Source organism: Crocosphaera sp. Alani8 (genome assembly GCF_038442745.1).
Taxonomy (GTDB): Bacteria; Cyanobacteriota; Cyanobacteriia; order Cyanobacteriales; family Microcystaceae; genus Crocosphaera.
Genome location: NZ_JARVCN010000083.1, coordinates 1 through 11,272, shown reverse-complemented (window position 1 = coordinate 11,272; position 11,272 = coordinate 1). Strand labels below are relative to the sequence as shown.

Below are 11,272 nucleotides of genomic sequence, written 5' to 3'. Positions count from 1 at the left end.
AGTTTTAGCCATCGTTCCTCATATCAACTTTTCTTGGTGCAAGATGTGAGTATAACTAGTTTGATCGCCTAACTCATTTACTTAGAACTAATGTACTTAAGTATAAACTACTGCTTCCTCACAATAATTTAGACAGCTAAGAATATTTTTCCAATTTTCAAACTTAATAAAATTTAACATTTAATTTTCGCTAATTTTCGCCAAAAGTAACCCCTGAGAAATTTTTGGGGTAACTATCGTTGTTTGATGGATTGAATTATGATGTTAGTATCGTCTCATTGGGAGGTTTAAGGCATCATAAACCCATGCTGATCCTAGAAAACGATGTATCTATTACTAAGGTATATGAAATTGATTCTAGACCCCTTTATGAAGAAGTTAGGAGATCATTGTGAAGAATGATCATGTAACCTTGATCTTATGAAGGTAAACCGTTACGGCCGCGCTGAAATCCTCACCAATGATCAGATATCTCTATTATTCACTGAAGGACTCATCAAGCCAAGAGATCGCGCCCTATTCGCTATCTGTCTCTACGCAGCCACCCGAATCAACGAAGCTTGTACTTTATTAACCGGGGATGTCATCGGCTTCAAAGGTGTCCGAGATAAACTCGTGATCCGTAGCGTCAACACCAAGGGCAAACGAGACACCAGGGAAATCGACATTCACCGCCGGTTACGAGAGTACCTTGAAGCCTATTGTGCTGATAACTTTAACCCTAAAAACCCTTATCTCTTCCCAGGCCGCCACGGACGGGGACACATTCACAAAGGCAGTGCTGATCTCATCTTGAGAGAAGTCTGCTATCGTCTAGAGTTTGAAGGAGTATCTACCCACAGCTTCCGACGCACCGCTTTAACCCAGATGAGTGATGCTGGTGTTCCTTTACGTCACATTCAAGCTATCTCAGGCCATCGTACTCTATCCGCTTTAGAACGTTATTTAGGTGTCACCGATAAACAGAAACAAAATGCTATTGACTCACTCGAATTTTAAAATGGTTTACCCTCTGAAGTGAGCGAATAACTTAAAATTTCTTGGCTATTAATGCTTATTAGGGTGAGCGTCAGTACAACTGCTTGCTAAGATCAATAAACATTGATCAAACCATTGTGATTTTTATTTATGGTATCGCTGGCTGAAGAAATTACTAAGTTAGAAACAATCCTATCGGAAACTTCTCCCGATTCCCCTACTTATCAAACAATTAAACAATCCCTTGATGATCTCTACAAAGAACGGGATAACCAAACACAATCAGCCACAGATTCACAACAACAATCTTTAGAAAAAGATGGAGCCGTTGAGGATGAGGATAATTCAGTTGATAGTAGTCTTTTTCAGGCTGTTGGGATTCTTAAAGGACGTTTTAAAGCTGAGACGGTTCTGAATGAACAAAAACAAGAAAGACAACTATTTTCCCTTCGTACTCAAGGGAAAAACTATCGACTTCAGATCAAAAAAGATACATTTTTTGCTTTCAAAATACAATTTCAATATCATCCAGACGATCTGGTTTATGTGGCTGTTTATCCCTTTCTAATGTTTATTCCTAGGAAACGACCAGAACTGCGTTTTGAGTTAATTAGTTGGCAGAATAGTCCTTACGAGGGAAAAGAAGAAAACGAGTTTATTTTAAGGGGTCTTTGGCAATTTATTCCCCAGAATCGTCGTCCTCTAATTACTGTGATGAGAAATTGGCGTGAGAAGGAAGAAAGGGATGATTTATTAAAACAAGGTGACGATTTTAAGCCTCTTCATATCCCTATATTATGGAAAGATAGTCCGGTTCCTCCTTATCGTTTTAATCCTAAAGCTGAACAACAACCTGACCGTTATTTTGTACAACTTAAATGTCGATTTATTGCTAAGATGGATTCTTTTGGGGTCAAGGAAGTTTTAGCCGAACCGACAACAACTCATCCTAAATATTTGATGAGTAAAACTAAAATGGAAAAGTTAGCAGCTTTAAAAGAGGAAAAGGAAGAGCAAAAGCGTCAAGATATTGAAGCAGAGAAACAGGTAAGAACAGTTCTGATGTCTATGCTCTTAGAAATTCTTTTAGAGCATAGTTTTTATAAACTATCATCTTTATTAGTAGAGGAACCTATAAAGGTAGAAGAACCTATAAAGAAGGTCAAGAAGAAGAAGAAAAAGAAGAAAAAGAAGAAGAAGAATCAACAATCTATCAAAGAAACTCACGGCTTAGTCGATAAGCATAATCAATTAACTGTTCCTGTCGAACAAGATTCAGATTCAAAACAGGAAGTGCTTAATAAGGATGAGCATTCAGAAGTAGTTAAAACTGATAACCAGAAAGAAGAAGTCATTAAAGAACCCGATGAAAAACAAGAATTGACTTCAAAAGATTCCTCGATTAATTCCCTTCTAGAAAAGGCTAAAGTAGAAGGATTAAATGATACAGAATTTGCTAATTTAATTCAATCTACTAAACAAACCGTCGTCCGTTGGCGAAAAGCCCAATCAAAACCCTCAAGACATTTTAAGGATATTTTTCAACACTGGAAAGTTGAAAATGATCTTTGGTTCTCTAAGACAGATTCTCCTCAATTTAAGTTTAAGTGAATTTTTACTTGACCCATTTTTTGAGTTGGGCATCATATCGCCATTCAAGGTCTAATGGTGGTTGACGTTTTCCATTAGCCCATCTCGAAACCGTAGCCGGACTCACATTCATACGACGAGCTAATTCTGCATGAGTTAACTGTTCATTGGATTCTTCTTGTAAAGACTCTGCTTTTGGTTTTTCTTCATCTATATTACTATCTATACTAATATCTAGATTATCTTCAGCATTAGTATCTATATCAATATTCTGTTGTTCATCCCGATATCGCAGATTTACTTTATCTATATATTTATCTATATTAATATCTAGATAAATATTAATCGCTTTTTCTATACGTTGTTCTAGATTATTATCTAGATAACTATCTATACGTTGTTCTAGAGCATTATTATTCTCAGTATCTAGATTTTCATCTATAAGTCCTAATGACCGTAAGACAAACTGATTTAACTCTGCGCTGGCATTACTATTCTTCTCTCCTACCCATTTCTTAAACTTCTTCCAGGTTTTTTTATCTATCCTGAACGTGGCTAATGTAGTTGTCTCCATATCTATATTATAATCTAGATTATTGTCTATATTATAGACTAAATCTAGACAATAAAAGGATATATACATAATATATAGAAAATGTATATATGAAATTTAGAACGTGCAAGGAAGCGTTCTCACACTCTATTGTGCTGAGTTTGAGTTGTCATGACGACATAACTGTTACCTGCCCACAACATAGTATTTAGGCATCAAAAAGACCATTACTTATTCAAATTGAGCTTATTTTAAGAATTTTTCAAGAGTCTTACGAGTCTCAGACAAGATCCAAAATTGGGGAAGAGTATCTATAATTTCATCTATAATCTCAGGATAATCTCTTAAGCTAAGAGTTAGATGAATTACTGCTTGCTCAAGTTCTTCGGGAACAAATGAAGTATTGATAATATCTTCATACATTGTCAAATCTATTCCTAAATCGGTACATTTTTGATAAACAGGATTGATTTGTTTTTTAAACCTCCTTTCTGCCACTTCAAGCTCCTCATAGGAAATATAGAAGAATAAACTCTCTCTTTCCTCTTCTTCATACTCATCCTCATCCTCAATTTGAAAAAAATTGGAAGCAATAAGAAATCCTTTCAATACCTGAAAGTACATTTTCTCTTGAGACAATTTATATTTAACAGAAAGTTCAGCCGACTTTTTAGAAAGAAAATCTTGATTTAACTCATCAAACATTATCCCTAATAAAAAACTCACCTTAACTTGTCCTTTTTGTTGCTCTATCCATTTTGGAGCCTTCTCCCGAATACTCATCGGAATCTCATCAACAAAAGTGTCCTTAAAGTAATGAAAGCAAATAAGAGAATCTCTGCTGAATTCATGTAAGCCCCACTCTCGGTACTCTTCCATCTCCATCTGGGGCTTCCAATGGGGTTTTCCCCATTTAGCATCTAATTTCTTTCTCCGTTTAGCTTCACCCAAGGGTTGTCCTCTAATTATTATCGTCTCAATTTATGATAAACAGTTAACTATCTCGGATGCAATACATATTTATTGTTTAAAAGTAACAGATTGACAGATCCTGCACCTCCTTTTAAAAAGCGGATGCTTCATGCCCATAACAGATCGTGCTTGTATGTCCCATCTCTAAGTGCTTCATAATTCAGGACACATAAAATGATACGATCTTAAGTAAATCTAAAAAGGGTTTGTCTGATAAGACGATCCACAGTGACCGTAACCAGCAGCCACTTTTTACCCATCTGGGTAGGCTTATTTTTTCACTGGTTCATTCAATGACGAAAACACCCCATTTTCTTAATACTTATTTAATGTCACTCAACGTCACTATTCGTCATTAAACGTCACTGACTCCTACTCAACGTTACTAATTGTTATCAAAAAAGTCACCCCGACTCGGTTTTTGACCCGAATCTGACCCAAAATCGATAACAAATCATGACTATCAACGACGTTTAGTAACGTCCAGTAACGTCGAGTAACGTCCAATAACAAGCTTTTTTTACCTCCCTAGCTGTTTGATTCGACCGATAAGGCTCTCATCTAGGGGATTAGTGGAGTCTCAACCGCGAAAGCTAAGTCAGCGTACTCCATGTACTGACGTTTTGTCACTGCGTTCCAAAAGTCAGTACGGAGTAACTGTCTAGGGGGAGACCCCCTAGAACCCCCCTGGGCAGATGGGAAAAGAGAATTTGTTTTTTTTTTTGATCTCCAAAAGTAGATCTTCATCCCCACAGCTTGATAATATAGACGGCTTAATCTGGGTGATTTCATTACAATTAATACAGATATGACAAACAAGAAGTTATGGGTAAAGCCAAAGGACGTAAAAAGTTAGATCCTAATTATGGAAAGGTTCCATCAAATAAAGGACTACCTGATTTTGGTCATTGGTGGCAAGAAGATGCTTGGAAAGAGGGAGACATTTTAATTCTCACGATAGCCTCTGACAGTAGTGTTTTCCTCGCTACTGAAACTGAACCACAGTTACTTGGTTTTTTCATAAACTGTACTGACGGACGACGACGTAAGGGAGACGCAGAGTTTCCTGATTCAGCAATGGCAGAAAAATTTTTAGACACAATCGCTCTTGTCCACTCTCCTCCTTCTCAGGGGGGCATTAACGTTATCATCACCCTTGACCCAAATAAAGGTTATATCACTTCACAAAGCAACCAGGTTTGTCCTCTGAACATTCAGAATTTTGAGTACGAGACAGATATAGAGAATCCCAATAATACAGTGAAGTTATTGGAAAGTATGAAGTTAAGGGACAATTACAAACGAATCCTTTTTGCGGCGGCTCGTTAAAAAACTAACTCCACCTCATCCCAAAAACTTGATAACTGATAACGGCTAACTTGATCCAAAAACTCAACCAACACCTCGGAGAGCTTCTCAGATACTGAGACGATCCTCCCTATCTTCCTGTTGGCTTGAGTGATGATCTCCATCCCCACTTTTAATGGCGTTGTCTGATCGGCACCAGGGGTCGACTTATCGTATACGGTCTGTCGTGCCACCGGGTCAAAAGTCCCCTTATTCGGGGGTGGCACCACAGACGTTACTCCATCTCCATTGGAACGAGAGGTCGACTTACTGTATACGGTTTGTCGTGCCACTTGATTCTCTTGTGCCATTTCTCTGCTTTCATCAGACACCATAGAATATTCCTTATCTTTGGTCAGCCAATAATTAAATATCGCCTCACGGATTTGATTCGACAGCAGATCCACTACCTTATATATAAATTGTCGTTGGCCATTAATCGTTCGCCGTTCAGTGCGTTTGAGATCATAGCCAATTAAATTAAGGAGTTGTCGTGTCACTTTAATAGAAGGGACAGTCATCTCTCCCGTTTTCGGGTTCGCCGTCGGCTGACAAATAGAGATCCCCAAGACGGTTTTAATTTCTTCTGTATTGTGAATGGCCAAGTTAGCCCGTTTAATTAGATCCTCATCCGTGGCCATAAATTCCCGATTGAAGTCCACTAATCCAAGAACATCTAACGCTTCTAATCCCTTCACTTTATTAATTTTTGTCACCCGATTCAGATCTGGGACAAAGGCCGCCCCCTCATTATTCTCTAATAGGGTTTTTACTTTAGCCGTGTCTTTGGCTTCGATAAACTCACGCCCCATCGTCAGATGATAATGAAGCTTCAACTTAGGATGTAACCCTAGGCCATCCGCTCTGGCGATTTCTTGGGTTACTTGTCCATACTTTTGCTTGAGTTTATATCGTCCTAGTTGTGCTTTTTCTTCTTTGGTTTTAATGATAGTCTCTTCAAGACGTTTAGCCTCATTAGGCTCAATATCTTGGGCTTTAACCTGTCGAGAATAAATCTCTTCCTTAACCTCATCTCTATTATCGGTTAGACTCTTCCTTTCCGCTTTTCTCTCCTCTTTATCTAAACAATCTGACCAATGATAACGTCGATGGTTTTGGGCATCTAATAAAGCATAAACCGTCTCTCGATAGGTTTTCATTTGTCGATTTATTCTCGCTCCCATTTTCGCCCATGTCTTCATACAAACTGAGTCCATAGGAGCATCTATATTTTCTACACAAAGATAATCAAAATCCTTTAAGTATTTTAAAGTTAGCTCACACTTTTTATTTTCCCCTCGCATTAAATGGACGGCATTGGTTGACCCATTTCCCACTAAGCCAATATTACTAATTTTATTAACATAAATAAATCTCGGTACGTTATCCCTTAATCTCCATAGGAATTGGACAATATTGGTCGGACTAATGGCTCCCGTGGATAAACACCAAACTTCATCAAAATGGTCTTTAAAATCTAAACTTACCCCACTGACAATGGAAGGAGAAGCCACCACAAACTTATATTTTTGAAACAAGGTATTTAAGTCGGACTTCCCTTCACAAGCAGGGTGTCCTTTTTCTGTTAAGGTATCACTGTCATATCTTAAGATATAGTCCTGGGTAAATTCTGAGAGTAATCGATTTTCAATGGCTATGGTTCCGTTCTTAGACTCTGGCTTCTGAGCCGCAGTTAAGATTAATAACTTTTTCCCTGACTTGGCTTTTTTCATCAGTCTTGAATGCCATTCTAATTTGGAAGAGAAAGTAAAATAATCCCATCCTTCATGTTGATAGTCATTGACCATAATATAAGGGTCAACCTCTTCATCTAATAACCCTTGAACAAACTTAATGCTCTCATCGGAGAGGTCAGCATCAGCCAAGATTATTTGATAAGCTTGGTTTAAAAGTTTTTTCAGTTGCTTGAGAACTTGGACACGATATTCTTTAATGTCGGTTTGACCATTTAGGGTATGCCAGATAACCTGTTCACACTCATCTAAAATAACGATAGGTTCCACCCCTCGCCAATGGTCTGCGTCAAAACCTTTATATTTTGGTCTTAAAGAATCCGTCACCAAAGCATATCCTAAAACCCGTCCTTGTTCGTCTGTTTCGGTTCGATAAGGAACTCCTAACCGTTCCCCTAATGCTCTGGCTAAATTTTCTAGGTGGGAGAGAATGAAAATTGGCCGCCCTTTCTTGATAGCTCTACGACAACGACGGGATAACTGTTCTGTTTTGCCTGTGTTTTGAGGCCCTTTGATGCCCACTAATCTATTATCGGGAATTTCAACGCTGAAGTAACGTTGATTAACCTTGACAGAGGGTAAGTAGGTTAAATAGTCTGTTTCAACCTGATTTCCTAACCATTCATCGAAGGGGATAGCGTTATCTAAGATTTCTTGAACTTTCTTGTGGCCATGATTGGCTGCTACATCATCGATGCCTTTGCCCAGTTCCCGATCCCAGACAGCGACTAATGGCCGTCCCCCTTCATTTTTAATGGCTTTCCCTAAGCGTTTGATGCCTTCAATTACGGCTTTAATGGATGATGGTTTAAGATCCCCCATGTCTAGTGTGATGATAACTAAACGGTCAGCTACGAGGGCTTTTAGTTGGGGTATTAATTCATAGCGTTTTGATAAGACGTTCCATTTTGCCCCACAGGTGCAGCCAAACAGAGAAACTGAGGCATTACCCCCTGAGAGGGTACAAAGGGCTTTCTTGGCTCCTTCATCGAGGACTAGGGGGATTATTTTGTTTTGGGTAAACCATGGCCAAAATGCCTGATCTTCCTCTGGAGGGGTCAGGTCATATTTAAGGGCGATATTTTCCCGAATCTCTTGGGGGACGGGGGGAAGGTAGGGAACGTCGCCGATTCCTGCTTGAGCGTAATATCTTCCCGTTCGCGTTCCATTATCAAAGAAACCAAAAAGCTTACTTTGCCAGGGTTCTCCCGTTTCTTGGAAGAAGGTAGCCCCAAGGAGGTTTGGTTTAGCCTGATGACTAAATCGGGTATATTTCCAGCCCAGGAGGTCATACAGGGGTGTTCCCATCACTTCTTTGGTGATGGGGTCAATTTCGATGTCAGGGCTGATTTTGACCGCTAAATTGAAAACGTTAGTGGCGATCGCACTTAAGTTGATAAATTCCTGCTTAATTTTTGCGGTATCCATTCACCCAGTCCTCTTGTGGTGGTACACAAGGGGGTTTTCTGAGTCTTATTACTTAGTCAATGTCAGAAACACACGAAAAAGCGGTAAACTTCAAAATGGTAAAAGATTTTTGTTAGGGAGAGGGTTCCCCCTTTTTGTGAAGTAATCATTACTGCTTTTTGAACTAGGCAGTAGCCTTGGTTTCAACTACTAAGTATTTAAAACTTCATTAAAGGCAACCCCCCTATTTTTTTGGCCAGTAATATATAGAAGAGATTTTAATTCTTTGTAGGGATCTCTACAACTAAATCAATAAGAAACGTTTATGAATTATCTGCCTAACCGCATTTAACCCTAAATATCTAGACTAAATCAATAATTTTGAGTAAGATCATTAACTATTAAAGTCTAATCATCTATTACATCAGGGATACTCAAACTCACTTCAGGATGAGTATCGAGGTCAAGATTTCTCCTTTTCTTGTCTATCAAGATTTCATGACATTTATCTCCCCCATCCCCAGACCCAGGACTCAACATGGACAGACTGGCGATCGCACCACGAACTTGATCCGGTTGAACCTCTAAATATTTTTGAAGCTGTCCTAAATTTCTGTGGCCACTCACCTCCTGGATCACCCTCAACGGAATCCCTCCATTACTCATCTGGGTTAAGGCCGTCCTTCGGAAGCTGTGAGTCGATGCCCCAACAATTCCCACACTGATACACGCTTTCCTGAAGATTCTAGATGCGCTATCCGGTTGTATATGCCCTTCTAACCTGCCAGGGAATAAATACCGAGAGGCGCGATCTATCCCGTAGTTGGTTAACAGTACCCTTAAATCCTCAAACACTGGGATAGTTCTGGTGGCCAATTTCCCCTTAGTGTTCTGCTTCCTAAAGATGATCTCCTCCATGACACGGCCACGACGATCATAGACATCCGTTGTCCTTAAAGTACAAGCTTCATTAATTCGACACGCCGTAAACAACATCACCCCAAACATCACCCGATCTCGTTCAAGCTTCAACCCGTCAGAGAATAATATCTGGATCTCTTCTATGGTTAAAATCTTGGCTCGGCCATGTCCGTTAACTTTCAATTTAACCCTTCTATATAAGCAGTATTTGAGAAATCCTATCATCTAAGGACTGAAAGTCAAAAATAAACAATAATGAAGGATAATTTATTCCATAACATTAAAATTAACGTTTATTCTCACACTTATTCAAAATTTAACCACCTAACTCCTATATCCTAGGTTAGGTGATCATAGTAGTATTGTATATCTAAATTATTTTATCATTGCTTTATAAGAATAACGACAAGTGGCTGAAACTCTTATTATTCCGTTCACCACTACCCCTATCATACTGAATGAAAATGAACTCATTAAACCTGAATAATGATATTTTAGACGTTGCCGTTATTGGAGCCGGACCAGGTGGACTTGCTGTTGCTCATGCTTTAGCAAAATTAGGATTTTCCGTCGGCATTTTTGAAAAGGCTAAAATTTTACGTCCCATTGGTGCGGCGTTAGGATTAGCAGATATGGGTTACAAAGCCCTAGCCGATATTGATTCAGATTTAGCTACTCAGGTAAGGAAACTAGCCGCCAATCCTCAATATCAACTATTGATCAGACCTAATGGAGAAGTTCTTTTCGCTGATGACTCTCCCTTGGCAGGAACTAATTTTACTTGGTTAGCATGGTATAGTCTTCAAACTTGTCTTCGTGATAGTTTATCGACCAATGTATCTTTATATCTCAATCATTCTTTGATTAATTTTACTTACGATTCTAATTCCTGTGTCAGATTACAATTTAAAAAACAAACTGATGTTTGTGCCAGATTACTTATCGGTGCTGACGGTTATAAATCCTGTGTTCGAGCTATAACTGTAGGAGATGGTTCTCCTCTTTATACCGGAACAATGACATGGCGAGGTATTTTTCCACGTCAAAAGCTAACTCTTGATTTTCCATTCAGTCAAGGTTTTGGCTTTCAACTAGTTGTGGGAGAAGGGAAAAACTTTTGGATTATGGATGCAGGTGATGATTTAATCGCTTGGGGTGCTACTGCGTTACAAGAAAGTCCAGAAAAAAGCTCATCTGCGCACTTAAAGGTACAAGAGGTTTTTGCCCATTGGCTTCCTGTGATCAATCATTTCATTCAGCCTACTGAACCTAAGGCGATCGTCGAAACAGGAGTTTTTGACCGAGAACCAGTAGCACAATGGGGAGATAATCAGTGTGTAACATTATTAGGAGATGCGGCTCATCCAATTAGACCTTCTCTTGGTTTAGGTACTACTTTGGCTTTACAAGATGCTGTAACTTTGGCCAGGAATCTTGCTGACATAACGCTTACTGATATAGAGAGACTTGGGTTAGCAATACAGAATTATGAAAGGGAAAGAATGGCAGTAACTACACCCTTATTAGAGAAAGCAAGACAAGGGGGTTATGATTCCCATGCAGAAGATCAAGCAGATCGTTTAAAGATTGCCTTTGAAACTCAACTTGCTTCTGTTCGCTCAAAATAAAACAAAAGGCGTTGCTGAATAAGGGTCTGATTTTTCACAACTTTCGTCAAGTTATACCAATTTCAAAAACTTAGCCTGCATTATTCATGAGAGAATTAAGAACAAGCATGAAAGCCTTATGC

At 38.9% G+C, this 11,272-nt stretch carries 8 protein-coding genes; 4 read left to right on the top strand and 4 right to left on the bottom strand.

The window, feature by feature from the left end:
• Positions 1-420: 420 nt before the first annotated feature.
• Positions 421-999, top strand: a complete 579-nt coding sequence (locus tag P9B04_RS06280) for a tyrosine-type recombinase/integrase (RefSeq protein ID WP_342054143.1) — start codon at positions 421-423, stop codon at positions 997-999.
• A gap of 129 nt (positions 1,000-1,128) precedes the next feature.
• Complete coding sequence (locus P9B04_RS06275; protein WP_342054142.1) at positions 1,129-2,589, top strand: hypothetical protein; 1,461 nt, start codon at positions 1,129-1,131, stop codon at positions 2,587-2,589.
• A gap of 4 nt (positions 2,590-2,593) precedes the next feature.
• Here the strand turns inward: P9B04_RS06275 and P9B04_RS06270 are convergent, their stop codons facing one another.
• Together P9B04_RS06270 and P9B04_RS06265 are read right to left on the bottom strand one after the other, a co-directional pair.
• Positions 2,594-3,142 (bottom strand): helix-turn-helix domain-containing protein, encoded by a 549-nt coding sequence (locus tag P9B04_RS06270; protein WP_342054141.1) that lies wholly within the window; start codon positions 3,140-3,142, stop codon positions 2,594-2,596.
• 225 nt (positions 3,143-3,367) lie between these two features.
• Positions 3,368-4,072, bottom strand: a complete 705-nt coding sequence (locus P9B04_RS06265; protein ID WP_342054140.1) for a hypothetical protein — start codon at positions 4,070-4,072, stop codon at positions 3,368-3,370.
• 846 nt (positions 4,073-4,918) lie between these two features.
• On the opposite strand from P9B04_RS06265, the gene P9B04_RS06260 reads away from it, so the two are divergent.
• The gene (locus P9B04_RS06260) at positions 4,919-5,422 is read left to right on the top strand and encodes a hypothetical protein (RefSeq protein WP_342054139.1); all 504 of its coding nucleotides are present in this window, start codon (positions 4,919-4,921) and stop codon (positions 5,420-5,422) included.
• Here P9B04_RS06260 and P9B04_RS06255 read toward each other — a convergent pair.
• Together P9B04_RS06255 and P9B04_RS06250 are read right to left on the bottom strand one after the other, a co-directional pair.
• Entirely contained in the window at positions 5,419-8,622 is a 3,204-nt protein-coding gene (locus P9B04_RS06255; RefSeq protein WP_342054138.1) for a plasmid replication protein, CyRepA1 family, read from the bottom strand. The genes P9B04_RS06260 and P9B04_RS06255 overlap by 4 nt on opposite strands.
• Before the next feature lie 387 nt (positions 8,623-9,009).
• Positions 9,010-9,705, bottom strand: coding sequence for a tyrosine-type recombinase/integrase (locus tag P9B04_RS06250; protein WP_342054137.1), 696 nt, complete (start codon positions 9,703-9,705; stop codon positions 9,010-9,012).
• A gap of 281 nt (positions 9,706-9,986) precedes the next feature.
• On the opposite strand from P9B04_RS06250, the gene P9B04_RS06245 reads away from it, so the two are divergent.
• Positions 9,987-11,150: an FAD-dependent oxidoreductase gene (locus tag P9B04_RS06245; protein WP_007313425.1), complete on the top strand. Its 1,164-nt coding sequence runs from the start codon at positions 9,987-9,989 to the stop codon at positions 11,148-11,150.
• Positions 11,151-11,272 lie beyond the last annotated feature (122 nt).

Excerpts from the sequence above, each read along its gene's own strand:
- P9B04_RS06280 (WP_342054143.1), top strand. The coding sequence starts at position 421 with ATGAAGGTAAACCGTTACGGCCGCGCTGAAATCCTCACCAATGATCAG.
- P9B04_RS06275 (WP_342054142.1), top strand. The coding sequence starts at position 1,129 with ATGGTATCGCTGGCTGAAGAAATTACTAAGTTAGAAACAATCCTATCG.
- P9B04_RS06270 (WP_342054141.1), bottom strand. The coding sequence starts at position 3,142 with ATGGAGACAACTACATTAGCCACGTTCAGGATAGATAAAAAAACCTGG.
- P9B04_RS06260 (WP_342054139.1), top strand. The coding sequence starts at position 4,919 with ATGGGTAAAGCCAAAGGACGTAAAAAGTTAGATCCTAATTATGGAAAG.
- P9B04_RS06255 (WP_342054138.1), bottom strand. The coding sequence starts at position 8,622 with ATGGATACCGCAAAAATTAAGCAGGAATTTATCAACTTAAGTGCGATC.
- P9B04_RS06245 (WP_007313425.1), top strand. The coding sequence starts at position 9,987 with ATGAACTCATTAAACCTGAATAATGATATTTTAGACGTTGCCGTTATT.